20 protein-coding genes and 2 pseudogenes are annotated in these 16,844 nt (G+C 49.3%); 7 read left to right on the forward strand and 15 right to left on the reverse strand.

Annotated features, from left to right (window positions below):
* Positions 1–14 precede the first annotated feature (14 nt).
* Positions 15–1,088 carry an ATP-binding cassette domain-containing protein gene (locus BCY86_RS08720; protein ID WP_245776230.1) on the reverse strand — a complete coding sequence of 358 codons (1,074 nt, stop codon included), beginning with the start codon at positions 1,086–1,088 and terminating at the stop codon, positions 15–17.
* A 161-nt stretch (positions 1,089–1,249) separates the two neighbouring features.
* Positions 1,250–3,130, reverse strand: coding sequence for a type 1 periplasmic-binding domain-containing protein (locus BCY86_RS08725; protein ID WP_075277384.1), 1,881 nt, complete (start codon positions 3,128–3,130; stop codon positions 1,250–1,252).
* 101 nt (positions 3,131–3,231) lie between these two features.
* Here BCY86_RS08725 and sdhA point away from each other — a divergent pair, with 101 nt between their 5' ends.
* From sdhA to BCY86_RS08745, 4 genes are all read left to right on the forward strand, one after another.
* A complete protein-coding gene (gene sdhA, locus BCY86_RS08730) occupies positions 3,232–5,238 on the forward strand; it encodes a succinate dehydrogenase flavoprotein subunit (protein WP_075277385.1) in 2,007 nt (668 codons plus the stop codon).
* An 82-nt stretch (positions 5,239–5,320) separates the two neighbouring features.
* Complete coding sequence (sdhB, locus tag BCY86_RS08735) at positions 5,321–6,082, forward strand: succinate dehydrogenase iron-sulfur subunit (RefSeq protein ID WP_075277386.1); 762 nt, start codon at positions 5,321–5,323, stop codon at positions 6,080–6,082.
* Between the two features lie 4 nt (positions 6,083–6,086).
* A complete protein-coding gene (locus BCY86_RS08740) occupies positions 6,087–6,722 on the forward strand; it encodes a 16S rRNA (guanine(527)-N(7))-methyltransferase RsmG (RefSeq protein WP_075277387.1) in 636 nt (211 codons plus the stop codon).
* Between the two features lie 32 nt (positions 6,723–6,754).
* Positions 6,755–9,244: an AAA family ATPase gene (locus BCY86_RS08745; RefSeq protein WP_075277388.1), complete on the forward strand. Its 2,490-nt coding sequence runs from the start codon at positions 6,755–6,757 to the stop codon at positions 9,242–9,244.
* A 210-nt stretch (positions 9,245–9,454) separates the two neighbouring features.
* Here the strand turns inward: BCY86_RS08745 and BCY86_RS08750 are convergent, their stop codons facing one another.
* Genes BCY86_RS08750 through BCY86_RS08760 form a run of 3 tightly spaced genes read right to left on the reverse strand, consistent with a single transcriptional unit; the run spans position 9,455 to position 11,435 of the window.
* The gene (locus tag BCY86_RS08750; protein ID WP_075277389.1) at positions 9,455–10,018 is read right to left on the reverse strand and encodes a redoxin family protein; all 564 of its coding nucleotides are present in this window, start codon (positions 10,016–10,018) and stop codon (positions 9,455–9,457) included.
* 1 nt (position 10,019) lies between these two features.
* A complete protein-coding gene (locus tag BCY86_RS08755) occupies positions 10,020–10,928 on the reverse strand; it encodes a hypothetical protein (RefSeq protein ID WP_075277390.1) in 909 nt (302 codons plus the stop codon).
* A gap of 6 nt (positions 10,929–10,934) precedes the next feature.
* Positions 10,935–11,435: a hypothetical protein gene (locus BCY86_RS08760; RefSeq protein ID WP_075277391.1), complete on the reverse strand. Its 501-nt coding sequence runs from the start codon at positions 11,433–11,435 to the stop codon at positions 10,935–10,937.
* A gap of 148 nt (positions 11,436–11,583) precedes the next feature.
* Between BCY86_RS08760 and BCY86_RS08765 the strand changes: the two genes are divergently transcribed.
* From BCY86_RS08765 to BCY86_RS08775, 3 genes are read left to right on the forward strand one after another with little or no spacing between them, the layout of a single operon-like run.
* Positions 11,584–12,258 (forward strand): SCO family protein, encoded by a 675-nt coding sequence (locus BCY86_RS08765; RefSeq protein ID WP_083604300.1) that lies wholly within the window; start codon positions 11,584–11,586, stop codon positions 12,256–12,258.
* Positions 12,248–12,754: a cytochrome c-type biogenesis protein gene (locus tag BCY86_RS08770; RefSeq protein ID WP_075277392.1), complete on the forward strand. Its 507-nt coding sequence runs from the start codon at positions 12,248–12,250 to the stop codon at positions 12,752–12,754. The genes BCY86_RS08765 and BCY86_RS08770 overlap by 11 nt, the downstream gene beginning before the upstream one ends.
* Before the next feature lie 18 nt (positions 12,755–12,772).
* Positions 12,773–13,084 carry a YerC/YecD family TrpR-related protein gene (locus tag BCY86_RS08775; protein WP_075277393.1) on the forward strand — a complete coding sequence of 104 codons (312 nt, stop codon included), beginning with the start codon at positions 12,773–12,775 and terminating at the stop codon, positions 13,082–13,084.
* Here BCY86_RS08775 and hisE read toward each other — a convergent pair.
* The 10 genes and pseudogenes from hisE to BCY86_RS10590 form a co-directional block, all read right to left on the reverse strand.
* The gene (gene hisE, locus BCY86_RS10395) at positions 13,065–13,376 is read right to left on the reverse strand and encodes a phosphoribosyl-ATP diphosphatase (RefSeq protein ID WP_083604301.1); all 312 of its coding nucleotides are present in this window, start codon (positions 13,374–13,376) and stop codon (positions 13,065–13,067) included. The two genes, BCY86_RS08775 and hisE, sit on opposite strands and share 20 nt — an antisense overlap.
* A 158-nt stretch (positions 13,377–13,534) precedes the next feature.
* Positions 13,535–13,624 (reverse strand): hypothetical protein, encoded by a 90-nt coding sequence (locus tag BCY86_RS10870; RefSeq protein WP_420814560.1) that lies wholly within the window; start codon positions 13,622–13,624, stop codon positions 13,535–13,537.
* 152 nt (positions 13,625–13,776) lie between these two features.
* Positions 13,777–13,986, reverse strand: coding sequence for a HisA/HisF-related TIM barrel protein (locus BCY86_RS10215; RefSeq protein ID WP_275935859.1), 210 nt, complete (start codon positions 13,984–13,986; stop codon positions 13,777–13,779).
* 156 nt (positions 13,987–14,142) lie between these two features.
* Positions 14,143–14,277 (reverse strand): HisA/HisF-related TIM barrel protein, encoded by a 135-nt coding sequence (locus tag BCY86_RS10875; protein ID WP_420814561.1) that lies wholly within the window; start codon positions 14,275–14,277, stop codon positions 14,143–14,145.
* Between the two features lie 219 nt (positions 14,278–14,496).
* The gene (locus BCY86_RS08790) at positions 14,497–14,703 is read right to left on the reverse strand and encodes a HisA/HisF-related TIM barrel protein (RefSeq protein WP_075277394.1); all 207 of its coding nucleotides are present in this window, start codon (positions 14,701–14,703) and stop codon (positions 14,497–14,499) included.
* 108 nt (positions 14,704–14,811) lie between these two features.
* Positions 14,812–15,138: pseudogene (locus BCY86_RS08795) on the reverse strand (HisA/HisF-related TIM barrel protein); the annotation flags it as partial.
* 87 nt (positions 15,139–15,225) lie between these two features.
* The gene (locus BCY86_RS10880; RefSeq protein ID WP_075277396.1) at positions 15,226–15,420 is read right to left on the reverse strand and encodes a glutamine amidotransferase-related protein; all 195 of its coding nucleotides are present in this window, start codon (positions 15,418–15,420) and stop codon (positions 15,226–15,228) included.
* Positions 15,421–15,450: 30 nt separating this feature from the next.
* Positions 15,451–15,633: a glutamine amidotransferase-related protein gene (locus BCY86_RS10145; protein WP_172824853.1), complete on the reverse strand. Its 183-nt coding sequence runs from the start codon at positions 15,631–15,633 to the stop codon at positions 15,451–15,453.
* A gap of 14 nt (positions 15,634–15,647) precedes the next feature.
* Positions 15,648–16,205 (reverse strand): annotated as a pseudogene (locus tag BCY86_RS08810) (hypothetical protein); the annotation flags it as partial.
* A gap of 354 nt (positions 16,206–16,559) precedes the next feature.
* Entirely contained in the window at positions 16,560–16,820 is a 261-nt protein-coding gene (locus BCY86_RS10590; RefSeq protein ID WP_083604304.1) for an aminotransferase class I/II-fold pyridoxal phosphate-dependent enzyme, read from the reverse strand.
* Positions 16,821–16,844 lie beyond the last annotated feature (24 nt).

Here is a 16,844-nt window from a genome sequence, read left to right on the forward strand (position 1 = left end):
GTCAATTTACCCTTTCAATTCACAGAAACCTGACCACTGGAGCCAGCTATCTCTTTCATGTCTCTTGAAGAGGAATCCAACCTCCGACTCATTCGGGAGTCTCCAATTGTGAGATCTCGGAATACATCTTCGAGACTTTGAGTATCTTTATGCATCTCGAGAAGAACCCACCCTTTGTCAGTAATGGCACGGAAAAGCTGTGGACGGATGTCTGCTTCGCGATCGCTTGTAATCTCGAAAGCGTGCGCTTTTTCTTCTGTAGCGAGCGGGATCACTTGGTCCACATGAGGGATCTTTTTAATCAAGGCTACCACCTCATCTTGTTTAGGCGCAGATCCCGTACCAAGATAAGCAGAAGGATCGGCTCCCACACTATCTTGAACTGAAACAAGATATCGAATTCTACCGCTCTTCATCCGGATCTCTTCTAGAGGACCATCCGCCACAACACGGCCTGAAGAGATGATGATCGCTCGCCCGCAGGCAGATTCGACTTCAGACAAATTATGCGTGGACAGCAAAATGGTTCTCTCGGTTCCAATTTGCTTTAAATACTGCAAAAATTCAGCCTTTTCGTTTGGGTCTAAATCGCTTGTGGGTTCATCGAGGATCAAAATGGGAGGATCGTGAATGAGCGCTTGAGCAAGACCAACACGCTGCCGATACCCATGCGATAAATGCCTAATTTCTTTCCCCAACACTTGAGCAAGACCGCACACTTCAATCACATGCTTCGCTCTCTTAGGAAAAGCGACCGGGTCCAATTGCCTTAAATCTGAAGCGAAACGGAGATACTCAAGCACCCCCATCTCCAGATAAAGCGGAGCCCGCTGAGGTAAGTATCCTAAACTGCGGCGTACAGAGAGGTGATCATCAAAAATATCATATCCTTTAATGCGAGCCGTCCCCTGGGTAGGAGCAAGGAAACATGTCAAAATCCGCATCGTCGTTGATTTGCCTGCTCCATTAGGCCCCAAAAACCCCACGACCTCCCCCTGCCGAACCTCAAAACTAACCCTATCAACAGCCCGAAACGAACCATAACTTTTGGTGAGGCCATGGGTATAAATCATGACATCCGTAGACATATAGGCTCCCATTCACACGCATAAAACTTTGTGTCATTTTGAGCTTCTTCACTCAACCCAACAGAGGGAGAAGAAGAATCCCCGCAAAAGATACTACTGAAGAAATGTAATCTGTCAACCAAGCAATCAAATTCCCTCGTTTTTTCTCGATGCAGACCGACTCAGTTGGACTTTTTCCGATCACCTTGATGGAATCCACGAGTAGCACTGGTAGAGAGGAGAGGGAATACTTCAATTGTTCGATGAAGGATCGGCGAGCCAGCAAATCCATGTTCTTTTGTTGTCCAGAGATCTGGTTGGACACGAAGCAACGCCTCACGAAAACCATAGCGATATTCACGGATCCCCTTCCACTCCGTTTGTTGACTAGCCATTTCAACAAGCGCATTGCATGCCAAAACAGCGGCATCACGCCCCAACGCCATCCACCAATCCGGTGGACGAGCAAATGCACCCCAAAAATCGTAAAGCTCATCATTTTCTAAAACAACTTCCTTGTTAATAGCTGGTTCAAGCACAGGGAATTGGCCTGCAGAGGCAACCAGAACAGTCGCATGAGGAAGAGGTCTGGCCACAGTTGCCGAAGCAAGACCTAAAGCGATAACACCTTTCGCTTTTCGCTCAGCCGCTTGCTCAAGAAAATCGATCGCACATCTTTTTTCTCCAGTTAAAAGCCAAAGACGCTGTCGCTTCCAGTCAATCAGAGGAACCAAACCACCCATCATTGAAAAAGACTGCTGGCAAGCTGGTTCTTCAAAGTGGGACTCCGTCGAATCCTCCCTCACTCCTTGATCCCACTCCAACTTTTGTGCATGAAGCGCGCTAACAAGAACCTCTTCTTCCTGCTCGCGAGAACTCCCCACAACGAACCCATACGCCCCCCCCTTTCCAGCTGAAGGCATAGCCAAAAGCATAACAGGCACCGATGCTGTTTGACTCCATGCTAATGCTTGATCAGCAGACTCGCTTGTCAGTGCCGCAAAGATGACCACAGCACCCGATTGCTCAAGCACCGCCAGCGCATGCTCCATCCCCCCTACCTCTTCCTCCCGTTTGATTAGAAGACGGGGCCTATCCTTAGGATCTCTTTCCTTGTACATACGCTCTAATGTCCAGGTCATTCCTTGCAATACCGCAGCGGAACTCTCTGCAAGCGCTTGAGTCGCCGAAGTAATCACAACCCCAAGCGCAGCCTCCTCTCTTTGATGAACAATAGGATGCGCCTTTTGAAGTGCAAGACTCGCAAGAAAAGCCCTCTTTTCAGGGGATAGAAAACGAAGCCCCTCATCAAAACTCCATAACCAATGCGCTAACTCAATATTTTGATCGCGAAGCGCAACGTCGACCAAACATTCCTGAAGGATTTCTCTGACCACTCGGCTCATCGGAGCCATGCGACTCTGCCTCTTCCGATCGCGAAGAGCTCGCTCAAGAGCCCAGTAAGGTTGATGTGAAAACAGATCTGCAATCTCACGACGCACTCTCAAGCGCCGTATTTCTGGCACCGAATTAAGCCACATGTCCGCATAGCCAAACAGTTCCCCCGCGCTTCCCTCTTCTGAGACTGTCAGCGTCATCTCTTCACTCCACAATTCCTGCGATTCTTCGTCAACCAGCTTACCTGCAAGAGGAGAAAGCAGTTGTTTTGCATGAGCAATATCCCCCCGTTTTCTATACAAACGAGCGCGCACAACCATCATGCGATCGCGAGCAACTCCAGGAGAGATCGATTCAACCGCTTTGAGCCAGCGCTCCGCCTGATCCCACTCCCCTCTCTCGATATGGAGGAGAGCTATATCGAGAAAAACAAAAGGGATAAGGCCATCTTGAGAATACCTTTTCAAGAAATCCTGAAGCCGATCCAGCATGCGCTGCTGGGCAACAGGGTCTTGGACACGCCAATCGATACCCATTGCACGAAAAGCGCTCGCGGCCGTGACAGAGTACGGCAAAGAAGGGACAGGGCACATCGAATCCCTCCGACGAGCGCAAGACAGGAGGATTCCCAGAGTCAACCAAATGGGGTTCCATCGCTTCATCATCTTTACTCTTACCCTATTCCTCTGATAGAGAACTGAAGAAGTTTTTACTGTGTCCCCTTTCCTGATTCAAAGTCACCCCAAGCATTGAGGAGTATAAAACTATGGCAAAGATAGATCTGACATATAGCACATCGGGTAAAGTGCGCCGTGTGGCTGTAATTGGAGGAGGATTAGCTGGTCTTGCCACGGTCGTTAAACTGTGTGAGGCAGGTGTCCCTGTCGATCTTTTTTCCCTTGTTCCTGTTAAACGTTCTCATTCGGTTTGTGCTCAAGGTGGAATCAATGCAAGTGTCAATACGAAAGGAGAAGGGGACTCTCCACAGATCCATTTTGAAGAGACTGTGTATGGGGGCGATTTCTTAGCCAATCAACCTCCTGTGCGGGCAATGACTCAAGCTGCACCAAGCATCGTTGCCATGTTAGATCGTATGGGCGTCCCTTTCAACAGGACTCCTGAAGGCTTCCTCGATTTCCGGCGATTTGGAGGAACACTCTACCACCGCACAGCATTCTCTGGAGCAACAACAGGGCAGCAACTGCTTTACGCATTAGATGAGCAAGTACGCCGTTATGAAACTGTCTATGCAGAAGATGCCCGCGGGATCGTGATTCCAGGCGAGCGGATGGTCCGCAAATTCGAATGGTGGGATTTTCTAAGCTGTATCCTCGACGATGAAGGGATTGTGCGTGGGCTGGTCGCCCAAGATGTGAAAACCATGGAAATCAAAGCGTTCCCCGCGGATGCCGTCTGTCTAGCGACAGGAGGCCCCAACATCATTTTCGGACGTTCGACCAATAGCACAATTAATACAGGGACAGCAGCCAGCGCCGTGTATCAGCAAGGGGCGTGCTATGCAAATGGTGAATTTATCCAAGTGCACCCCACAGCAATACCAGGGGCAGATAAACTTCGCCTCATTTCAGAAAGTGCAAGAGGAGAGGGAGGACGTGTGTGGGTCCCCAAGGATCCTAAAGAGAAACGCGCTGGACGCGATGTGCCGGAAAAGGATCGATATTACTTCCTCGAAGAGAAATATCCCGGATACGGGAACCTCGTGCCTCGTGACATCGCAAGCCGAGAGCTCTTCCATCTCTGCTTTCATGAGAAGAGAGGGATTTACAATCCGTCCAGTGAAAAGAATGAGAATGAAGTGTACTTGGATGTAACCCACCTGCCCAAGACCATTCTGCATAAAAAGCTGGCAGGAATTCTGGAGATCTATGAAAAGTTCGTGGGAGAAAATCCTTATGAAAATCCGATGCGGATCTTCCCCGCTGTCCATTACTCGATGGGTGGCCTCTGGTGTGACTTCGAGCGCACACACGATGGCCTCCTCATGCCTGGATCGCCACGCAACCAGGCAACCAACCTGCCGGGGCTCTATGCCGCAGGAGAAGTGGACTACCAATACCATGGAGCCAACCGGCTAGGGGCTAACTCGCTGCTATCCACCCTTTATGCTGGATTGATAGCAGGTCCTGCCATCGCAAGTTACCGAAAAAACATGAAGGTTAGTTCTTGGGATCTCCCCTCCTCGCTCTTTGAAAAAGCAGAGGCTCGAGAAAAAGAACGCTACTCGCGCCTATTAAAAATGGAAGGGAAAGAGAATCCGTATCAGTTGCACAAAGAGCTGGGAGCCACCATGCTCATCGACTGTACTATCGAGCGCCATAATGCGAAACTCGCTGCTGTTCTCGCTAAGATCGATGAGCTCGAAGAGCGCGCACGTCATATCCAAACGCTGGACTCAAGCCAACACACAAATGCCTCAGCTCAATTCACGAGGCATCTCTTCAACATGATCGTCCTCGCACGCGTTATCGCTACAGGAGCCAAAAACCGAAACGAGTCGCGCGGTGCACACTACAAGCCCGAATTCAAAGAACGAAACGATACAGAATACCTCCGAACGACACTGGCCTTCCACGACGAAGGTCAGGAAGGGAAAGCTTCCTCTGTACGCTTCACCCGCGAATTTGATTATACGCTCAACGGTCAGCCAGTGTCTGTCACAGACACTGTCGACACTTCTTTGGTGACACCGAGAGCACGTAAGTACGAGCAGGCGGGTGCAGCCAGCGCGGTTTTTAAAGAGAAGGCAACTTAACACGCCATCATGATATCACAAGCTCTTCGATAGGAACTCAGCCCAGGTAGAGTCAACCGCATAGGCGAAGGGAACACAAACCATGTTAACCAAAACTGTGAAATTAAGAATTAGACGCCAAGACGGACCTCAATACCCTGAGACGAAACGATGGGAGGAATTTGAAGTCCCCTGGCAACCTCAAATGAATGTGATCAGCGCATTGATGGAGATCCAAAAGAATCCAGTGACTGTTGATGGGCAACAGGTTGCACCAGTTGTGTGGGAATGCGTTTGTCTAGAGGAAGTGTGCGGAGCATGCACGATGCTGATCAATGGACGGGTTAGTCAATCATGCACAGCGCTGATCAATCGCATCGCCCCTCATGGAGAAGTCATTGTCCTTGAACCAATGTCCAAGTTCCCTCTTGTACGCGATCTGATGGTGGATCGTTCAAGGATGTTCAACGATCTCAAAAAGGTCAAAGCGTGGATTCACCTGGACGGTTCTCATGACCTGGGACCAGGGCAACGCCAGTCGCAAGCAAATCAGGAGATCACCTATCCGCTATCTCGCTGTATGACTTGTGGCTGTTGCCTAGAAGCATGTCCTCAAGTCCATCCATCGTCCTCTTTCATTGGTCCAGCTGCTATCAGCCAGGTTCGTCTCTTCAACCTTCATCCTTCTGGCAAAATGCATGCGGCAGAGCGGCTCCAAGCGCTCATGGGAGAAGGAGGAATTCAAGACTGTGGAAAAGCGCAAAATTGTGTAGAAGTTTGCCCCAAAGAAATCCCACTCGTTGATTCGATTGCTCAGGTTGCAGCGGATATCACCAAGCAGCTTCTCTCAGAGGTTTTTAAATAAGCCGATGAGAGATGCGCTCGCCCCTCTGTTGGACAGGGTCCTGGAATCTTGCAGCCAGGGACTCCAGGCGCGTGAACCGCTGCTGCAGTGGCTCCATCTCCTGAGCGAATGGAACCAACATGTGAATCTAACAGCCGCATCGTCCGCCAGCGAACTTGTAGAGCTAATGGTTACAGATGCTCAAATCCTTAGCGAACGGATACCGTTCTCAGCAACCGTCGTTGATGTAGGCACAGGGGGGGGTAGCCCTGGCCTAGCCCTTGGCATTCTACGTCCTGATCTGCACGTCACCCTTGTTGAACCGCTGAGCAAGCGGGTCGCTTTTTTACGAACTACTTTGCACCGGATCGGTCGGGATAATTTCCACCTGGAGCCTGTCCAGGGAGAGAGGCTCCTAGCGGATAGCCCACGTTTTGAAGTGGCCATGAGCCGAGCAACTCTTCCCCCTATTGAATGGCTTCAGTTAGGTGTCCAATTAATCAAAAAAGAAGGAGGAGTTTGGTTATTCTTAGCAAAGGAATCCCCCCCTTCGTGGAATGCTGCAATCTTAGAGGAGCTGGTCCCTTACCAGTGGCCCTTTCGAAAAGAGTACAAGCGTTCTGCAGCTCGATATCGTCGCCAACTGCTCACACCCAGTTGAACTCCCTATAGAGATAGGACCGAGCTTGAATCATGAAGCCAAATGAATCCGAGATCGATCATATCCAAGAAAGAGCCTACCATCTCGCGAAGAGACGTCAGGAAACGCTCACAACGGTTCACTTGCTGGCAGCCCTTCTCGAAAAACCGTCTCATGCTTGCGATCTGCTCCGAGAACGGAAAGTAGAGATTCATCCTCTCCTGGAGGGAGCAAAAAAGGGAGATGTTCAAGAGAACCCAGATACCTTCCAACGGTTGATTAAGCGAAGTCAGCTCTTTGCCATGCGTTCCCCAGTACAAAAACCAGGGGCCATTCATGTTCTATTCTCCCTATGTCAAGCCCGCAACAGTATAGCTTATCTCATTCTGGAACGGCACGGCATCGATATTACCAAGCTCCGAACTGCTGCGATGCAGCTTGCTTTGGGACTTGTAGGACCCCGACGCTTCGTCACAATTCCAGGCGAAGCACACACTGCATCCATCAACCGTGTCTACCAATCGACACTCTCTTCACCTCTCGCTCACTCCCCAAAGGACAGGTGCGGGAAAGAGAAAAAAAACCCTTCTTCCGTCTCCCCAATTCCGCGCTCAGGTTCTCCTTCACCAGCCCCTCCCTCAGCCCATCCTCCCACCCTTTCACCGAGGAAACCAGCTTCTTCGACACGACCTGTTATACAGAGAAAAATGATGGCTACTTCGTGTAGCCTTAAACCTCATGCAAACCGGTTCTCCCTCGATCCAAAGTGCTATCCTTTACTCAACCAACTGGGTAAAAACTTGACCCTCGCAGCCGCTTCCGGACAACTGGACCAAGTGGTAGGCAGACAACGCGAGATCGAAAAAGTACTGGATATCCTCGCCAAACGGGAAGGAAATAACCCCTGTCTCATCGGCCCTCCTGGAGTGGGAAAGACCAGTATTGTACGGGGAGTCGCTTTCCACACGGCCTTCACATCTCACCCACTCGATGAGCGGATCCTGATCGAGGTGACGATTCCTGCTCTCCTAGCAGGAACAGGAATGCGCGGCTCTTTGATTGAAAAACTAGCCCAACTCAAACTTGAAGTGCAGCGTGGAGAAGGGAAAATTATCCTCTTCTTCGATGACATGCACAGTCTCTTTGAAGAAGCAAATGAAGAGGGACTCTGTGAGTTCAAGGTAGCCCTCAGCCAACGAGAATTTGCGTGCATCAGTGCTACAACTGAGGAACAGTACCGCAGGATCCTGGAAGAACATGCAGGCCTTACCCGCCGTTTCACCGCTGTTGAGATAGAAGCCCCCTCTTCTGAACAAGCGCTGGACATCATCCAACAAGTCTCCCTCTCTTTCGCAACCTATCATCAAGTGCAATATCCATCAGAATCGCTGAAGGCAAGTGTCCAATGGAGTAGCCGGTATCTCTCTGATCGCGCTTTACCTGATCAAGCGATAAGCCTTCTCGACCTGGCCGGAGCGCGTGCTCGCCGCAAAGGGCTCTCTCAAGTCCAACCTGAACAGATCGCAGAAATCGTCTCTGAAGTTGCAGGAGTCCCAAATGAGCGCCTCCTTGAAACTGACCACGATCGGTTATTGCGGGTGGCAGAAGTCCTGGCACGACGAATCGTAGGTCACTACGATGCGATTCAACGGATTGCCGCTGTCCTCCGCAGGCACGGCTCCGGGCTTCAGGCTGCAAGACCGATCGGTTCCTTTCTTCTGCTAGGCCCTACTGGCATCGGGAAAACCGAAATGGCTAAAGCGATCGCGGAATTCCTCTTCGGCTCTCCCTATGCGCTCACCCATCTCGACCTCTCCGAATATGCAGAGTCCCATTCGATCGCCAGACTGATCGGTTCCCCCCCTGGATACATAGGCCACGAAGCGGGTGGACAGCTGACATCCGCTGTCAGACGGCGTCCCTATCAGGTTATCCTACTCGACGAAATGGAAAAAGCCCACCGAGACGTTCTCGAACTATTCCTTCCCGTCCTCGACGAGGGGCGACTGACAGACGGCCAAGGGCGTACCGTTAACTTCACGAACACTGTCCTCATTCTTACATCCAATCTAGGATCTGAAGTCGCATTGCCAGCTCAGTCGAAAGGACGGATGGGGTTCCTCCCTTCCGCCCAAGACATGACCAGGACGTACACTGACCAGGTCATCGCCAGCGCCAAAAGCGCGCTTCCTCCTGAACTCTTCAACCGCTTTGACGAAATCCTCGCCCTGGCCCCCCTCACACGCAAGGATGTGGCCGAGATCGCTAAACGGATGCTAACCTCTCTTATACAAGAAATAGAGCGCGTGCACCGAATCCACCTCCAAGTAGACCCTCAAGTGATCGAAATTTTACTCGATGCCGGCGGCTTTGATCAAGAAATGGGGGCTCGACCTATGCGTCGAACCCTCAGTCGACTTATCGAAGCCCCCATCGCAGAGATGCTCCTTCAGAAAAAGCTACCTCAAAACAGCACTCTCCACATAAGAGAACACCAAGGGCAACTCGCCTTTTCCTCCTCAGCACCTCCAAACGCTCTTTAAACAACTCATGCAGAAAAGAAGAAAGGATAATCGCTGCCACGGGTTTCTTGCTATTAACGTTACTTCAACCTCTCTTCCTGATTCTTCAAACTCGATAGGCTAAACAAGCAAGAATCTCCCTTCCTCTCTCAGTAGCATGACCCTTAGTAGTATGATACAGTTCATAACATATGCAAAATATGGTCTATTCTCCTGGTCTTCAGTGTCAGATCAGGGGAGGCGGAGAACACAGCCCAGGGTCTTGGCTTGTGGAATTCGAATGGGACGACCCGCTAGGCCATCTTCGATCGCTTTTGCAAGAAAGGAAGTGGCGTCGGAGCTAAGATGCGAGCGGTCTGAATCAATCCCACCTTGATAGAGGATTTTGCCTTCGGGACTGATGACAAGAGAATGAGTGGCATATTCAGCATGCACTGCATTGGCGAGCGTTGCACCTGTATCGAGGAGAATAGGAAAGGGGTAGCCACGCTCGTGTTGCTCTCGAATGAGATCATCCTGAAAGAGACCTACTTCGGAAGCAACCCCCCAGAATTGGACTCCCAAACGATGGTAGAGGTTGTACAACTCGATCAAACGGGCGTCGTGGGCGCGTTGGCAAGGGCAAGTCGGCGAGAAAAAGACAAGGACCGTCAGTCGAGATTTGGTGACTGCCTGATTGAGGAGAATCGGTGATTCCCCGCTGTTCTCGAGAAAGACAGAAGGGACAATAAGAGGTCTTGCTGTTTTACAGCCGATAAAGCAAATCACAATCCAAAGAAAAGCAATGAAGTGCATGTTAAAACCACGAACGGATTAGCGTTAAGAAGACGCCTGCATGGGCTGTCCCATTCCATAACCAATGTGAAACCGGTGGGACCATATATCCCCCCCCTTGTAGTCTCCAGGTATCCATAATGGGGAGTGTACCAGATAAGCTGGCCACCATCGAGGCTCGACTGGTACCAGGGATCGATGCTTCGTTGACAGCCATATCCCCTTCCAGAGCATAGCGGAAAGAGAACGCTATCCCCGTTTCGTTTTTAAACAAGTAAGCCCAGCTCCCAATGAACCAAACCTGAGTCCCCAACATTTGCTTACTGCCGAATACAGAACGGGGGATGCGTTGAGTAACCACTGTGGTCCAATTGACTAGAGAACGACCCCATACTTGCTCAAGAGCAATCGCACCAGTCCCCTGCCATGAACCTGTCCCTGTTTCATCTGTTAAAAGAGGGCGCTCTGCCTGATCTGCAGGAATCCCTGTAGGTATGACAACCCCAACCAGCACAGCAATCCCCGGCCAATAAAGGTTTTTCCCAGCCAAAAAGAAATCATAGCGCGCGCTCAAACGAACATCTCCAAGTCCCCCCCCAAATGAGGAAAGGTTTTTGGCTTCGCGATAATTCCAGACCATTGGAACGATCAGGTGGACTTGCCCCATCTCCAGCCAGCGGACGGAGGCAAACAACTCCCCTCTTCCATTAATATCCGATGTACCTTCGGACAAAGGTCTATATTCTCCTTCTGGACCAAAAGATCCATATATTTTTTCGACAAACGTTTGCATACCCACCAACGCATCTTCATGAAGCGCGAGCCGTCCAGGATTAAGGACAGCTGCCCCTGAGCAGCATGCCTGCGCGTAAACAGAACGAGAGATTAAAAGAACTAGGCTAAACAAAATCCCTCTTTTCCACCACTGCATCACGTACTACTCCACACGTACACGCACATCTAGCTCGTCCTCTAATGGGCCCAAATCTTTTGTACGAAAGCGTGCATGCAGAAGCCATAAACCAGCTTTATGAAAAAGAATAGGAGCGACCTGGTATTTCCCATTCCCCCGAGCCTCGCTCTCGGGTTGTTTCTTAGGCCGACAGCCACATCCAACCATCGAATGAGTCATTTCTACAACTAGATTATTGACGGGTTGTCGAGTGATGAAATCAGTGACTTGATATTCCGCGGTAGCATCACCAAGACGGAGCGGAGAAGGGGTCATGCGTAATTCAACATAGAAATGTTTTCGTTTGCTCTCCCCCTGGAACAAAAGGGGGGAGACGCTTGACTTCTCCTCTGCTTCTCCTTGCTGACTCATATCTTGGCTTGCATCCTCTCCCCTCTCCTCTTGAGCATTAGGAGGAGGATTGGGATCCACACTCGTACAAGAAAGAAAAGAGAAAATAGCTAGGATGGATAAACTTGCTTTCATGAGGAGGGTTGTATCTTAAGACCGACATGAATAGGGTGCGACTTGATGTCGCAGGAGCTTCCTCTCTGAGGGAACGATCTGCATAAATAAGTATCCATTCTTTCATTCTGTTTTTTAATAAACCAGCCAACCTCACGGAAACCATCTCATGGATACATCTTCCCAGCGCTCTTCTTCGCCAAAAAAACTGATTTTCTTATCAGTCACTATCGGAGCTGCTCTTCTCTTCTCAGTTTACGCCATGCTCTGGTCTTTCAATCGATTGCCTCGCTCTTCTCCCCCCCCACTTTTGGGTCAGATGCCCTCTTTCGAGATGCTCAATCAAGAAGGGAAGACAATAAATGATACAGATCTTAAGGGTTCCATCCTAATCATCGATTTCTTCTTTACCCGCTGTCCAAGCATTTGCCCACGGCTCACTACACACATGGTCGAGATCGATCAATCTCTTCTTAAGCGATGGAAGGAACTCGCGAATCCACTCCCTGTTCGTCTGCTCTCCATTACCGTTGATCCAGAAAATGACACCCCTCCCCAACTCCTCCGGTACGCCCAGAAATATGGTGCAGATGCTTCCAGGTGGTTCTTTTTGACGGGGGAGAGCCAGGATCTTGACCGTGTGGTGATTCAAGGGTTTAAACTATTCTACCAAAAGGCCAATCCCAGTGCTGGCATTATGGAAATCATGCATGGCAATTGGTTAGTCCTCGTCGATCAGAAAGGGAACATCCGCGGTTACTACGACGCGGAAGATGCACAGCGAGCCAAACAGCTCCTGCGCGATGTTGAATGGCTCGCCCTACAAAAACCACATGAACTTTAAAGTCAAAAGAGTCACTAAAAATATCTTTGCATTTCTCTGTTGGTTGGCCCCCTTGACTTATGCGGAGCCATCCTCCCCCCTTCCATCTGCCCCAGGGGAGAAGAGGCTCGAAGCTCGCCTCCTCGCCCCTTGCTGCTTGAATCAATCACTTGATGTACACGAATCGGATCTTGCCCAACAGCTTCGTAAAGAGATCCATGAACGTCTCCTGGCAGGCCAATCCGATGTTGAGATTGAACGTGAACTCATCCTCCGTTATGGCGATCGAATACGGGCCGTCCCAGTTGGAGATCCTTTCAAAAAGATAGCCTCTGGTTTTCTCGCCGCACTCGGTCTTGCTGGGATGGGATTGGTCTACCTCGCTTACTCCTGGCGAAAAGGCTCTTCTATTCTCTCTTCCACGTCCTCGTCCTCTTCATTCGAATCGGAATTGCAAGTACCTGATGAATACGATAAACAGATCGACGAAGAACTACTTCGCTCACAGATAAAATAGAATCTCCTCCCTTCCTTCATGAATCCTCCCGTTTCTCCATCAAGCCTATCGCTGTATGAGGCCATCCTTCTGTTGCAAACAGAGGATGAATGCAAACGATTTCTAGAAGACCTCTGCACTCCACAAGAGAGAACCGCGATGGAAGAAAGATGGCGTGTCTGTCAGCTATTAGACACGAAACAGTTCTCCTATCGAGATATCCATCAGCAAACAGGAACGAGCTTGGCTACCATTGTACGCATCGCCAGATACCTCAATCACGAGCCTCAGCAGGGTTATCAAGTGATCTTAAAACGGATCAAAAGAAAATCTAGAGCCAAGACAATTTAATCGTTAAGTCAGGCAGATCCACTTTTTTTACCTTCATGCGAGCGCGCAGTACCTCCCCTAGTTTAGCAAAGGACTGTCCCTTCATCTGCATCAACACCAACAAATGATACAGCAAATCATCTGTCTCCCCAAGAAAATCAACATCCGACTCAGTCACCGCAGTGAGTGCCACTTCAACCTCTTCTTCACCTGCTTTCTGCGCTACTTCTTTAATGCTATCCCACCTGTAAGGAAGAAGTATAGTTCCCTTCCTCTGGATGTTGAAAGCAGGATTAAATGATATCCATGAGATCCGAAAGAGCCCCTATCCCAGGGGTAGGACACTCCCCAAAACAAGAAGAAGAGTCCTCTCATGGCATGTCGGGCCACACAAGGCTCTGCATAGATCAGCAGACCATCCCGATCGCAATCCATGCAGATTCCACGCACACATAAATAGTTCCCGGAAGTTTACCCTTTTTTCCAAAGGGAATAGCGGCTCCAACTACAAAAAATCACCCTTTTGCTTGTGATGGTTTTCTGCAAAGTGTCTGGATTCATAAATCCGAGCACCAGAATTTTGAGCGTCCTGGAATCCTCTACAATAACAGGCAGCAACCCTCTCACCTTTTCAAAATCTAATTGTTCGAGCTCTATTCAGCTCCCATTCGGATTTGGACGGGAACTCCCTGATGACTGAGATCTATTTTGAGCTAATTGATGTACAAAAGGCGCTGAGGGAATACACTCGTAGCCAGCGCACCGCTGACATGAGCAAGCATCAGCACTTCTCTAAAGTCCTCCTTCGTCCCAGTCACACCTGAAGCGATTAGAGGAACTCCAATCCACTCCCGCAAGAGCTGGAGCCAACCGATATCATCCCCCTGCCGCACACTGTCAACATTCATGCAGTTTAAAGTAATCTCTCCTGCCCTTCATTCTTGAGCCTCGTGAACCCAATTCTGAGTCGATCGTAGAGTAGACCAACTTCGATGCAAGTTACTTGTATACTAATAGACTACAAAACATCCTTTCTCCGAAAAGCTACCGATCCCCACGACGACACACTGACTGCCAAATCATTCCACCAACTCTTCAATCAGAGAAGCTCTCTCCAGCGATGGGGAATTAATAGAAATTTTATCAGCACCATGTGTTAGGATCTGTTCTGCTTCCTGGACCATTCGAATCCCACACGCTACACAAAAGGGGATACAAACATAGCCAAGCTACCCGCTCCATCCATGCCAAGCTGATACAATGACCCTCGCTGCTTGCAATGATACCGTAGCAGACCAACTCATCTGCCCATTCCTTTGCACAGCATTCTGCAAATTCAAGGATATTACTCATCTCTTGATGATCTCGAAAGCGAACCCTTTGACTACTTTCCCATCTTTCACATCCAAACAAGGGGATAATCATTTTCTCTATCACGAGGAGAGTTCCTTGAGCGAAATAGTCTGTTCATAGAACGCTTTTCCAATCATTGCTCCCCGTACTCCCATCGCGCGCAGCAGCTGCACATCGCAGAGATCCCGAATCCAGCCCGATGCTTGAAGAGCAATCGCAGGATTTTGTTCAGAATATCCTGATAAAGAGCTACATGAGGCCCCTTTAAGTCCCGTCTTTTTCGACATCCGTACAGAGCACGTGCTTTGCCTCAGACAATTGATGGAAAGCTTCCCACAATGTCAATTCACTTTTCTTTTGCCACCCCTCCTCTCAAAAAGAAAATCCCACTCTGATCACGCCGACAATCGAATGCCAAGGTGGATTCTCCCCACACCGAATCCAGAAAGCCATTGGTGAACAAAAGAAGGATGATGAACACACACTCTCTCCACCACCATTCGACTAACCCCAAAAGACAAAAGCTCTTCTACATCCTCATCCTCTTCCATACGTACTCCACCACCCACTTGCATCGGGATAGAAACAGACTGAACTATCTCCCGCACAAGAGAAACCTGTCTGGCCCGAGGATAGCGTGCTCGGTCCAGATCAACCACATGTAACCAAGATGCTCCCTGCTCAACCCACTCCCTCGCGATTTGGACAGGATGTGTCGAATAGGCTGTAACCCGATCAAACTAACCTTAAAGTCAGCCATACACATTCCCCTTTTTGAATATCAATGGAGGGATAGATAATCACGTTGCTCATAAACTGAGAAAATAGGAAATCAAGCGGAGTCCCAGCTGACACGATTTCTCTGGATGGAACTGAACCCCATAGAAGTTATCACGTTGAACAATAGCGCTCAATGCACCGTCACAGGTGCACACAGCGACCGTCCACCGATCCACAGGTACCTTGTAACTGTAAGCAAAATAAAAATGTGGGGACTCCACCATATGACGAACGATAGGATGTTCTTGTTGGGTTCATTCCAAATTATCCCACCCCATATGAGGGATCATATAGCTCGGCGAATAGGTTATTTTATCCATTTTTTTATGAAATACGCCTATCCTTTCCACTTCTCCTTCTTCAGAAAACTCGTACAGGATCTGCATCCCCAAACAGACTCCGAGAACCGGTTGACGCAACTTCTTAATCACTGTCATGAGATGATCCTGGGTTAACTGAAGCATCGCGTAGTCCTGAGGATCCGAGCTACACTCTGCTTCCATTCCCAAATGAAGGAGACTATTAAACACAGACCTGAAATTCGCTCCACCGCTTTTGACAACAACAATTCTTTGCATAAAGTCCCTTTTGTAGAAGGAACCCTCCCATGCCTTCTTTCAATTGCCTGTTTCCATACTTTTCCAAATGCCTTGAAACTGCTCTCCATCATACGATGGTTATTTTCTCCCACTGTCCTGATATGAATCGCTGCTCCCAGATGAAAGGTAACCGTTGAGAAGAAGTATTTGACCATATCCGTGGGGAATTGTTGAATCCACGCCATCGGGAAATGAGCATCGAACATACAAGGTGCCCCTCCCCCCCAAATCAAGCGCAAGCCATGTGAGTGCCTCATCCATCGAACCATAAAGCCATACCTCTCTATCCCTCTCTTATCTCCCATAGCTTGCTTAAGAGCCTGGCCTAACACAATCGCAACATCCTTAGCCGTGTGGTGAGCATCGATATGCAGATCTTCTTGCGCCTGGATATTGAGCATCAAGCCCCCATGATGTGCAAATTATTCCAACATGTGGTCAAAAGAACCGATCCCTGGTTGGGATCGAGACAGGAGAAACCGGATCGAGATCTACCTGAAAAATTGTTTCTGTCTCTTTGTTTTTCCGAGAATATATAGCTTCTCTGGTTGGCTTCAGCACATGCAAAGAGCTACCGCTCAACACCTGCAATAGTAGCTCATTCTCTTGAGGACTCTCCACTGTAATACGGATCGTATGGGGGATCGACTAGCTCCTGTCGCGTACCAAAATCCCAGCTCTAATCAGTTTCTCATATAAGGCGCTCTCATCTGGTAATCTTAAGCAACAAAAAATTTGTCTCGCTCGGATAAACGTGTAGGACATTACGCAAGACACTCAGCTGATGAACCAACTTCTCCCGCTCTTCCTTCACCTCTTGGATTCGCTCCCTCATCAAGGATGAGCACAAAAGAGAACAGGGCGCGCAACGCAGCATAGACAGAAGGGATAGCCAGAGGATAAGGAGGGAGAATTTTCCTCAATGGAGCAGCGGCTAAGATGCCCAGTCGAGCTCCTACAAGCGCATAGGCTTTAGAGAACGGATGCATGACGACTAGGTTGGGATATGTTTTTAAGTGCCCCATCAAAGAATTTTGAGACGCGTAACG

The organism is Pajaroellobacter abortibovis (genome assembly GCF_001931505.1).
GTDB classification, from domain to species: domain Bacteria; phylum Myxococcota_A; class Polyangia; order Polyangiales; family Polyangiaceae; genus Pajaroellobacter; species Pajaroellobacter abortibovis.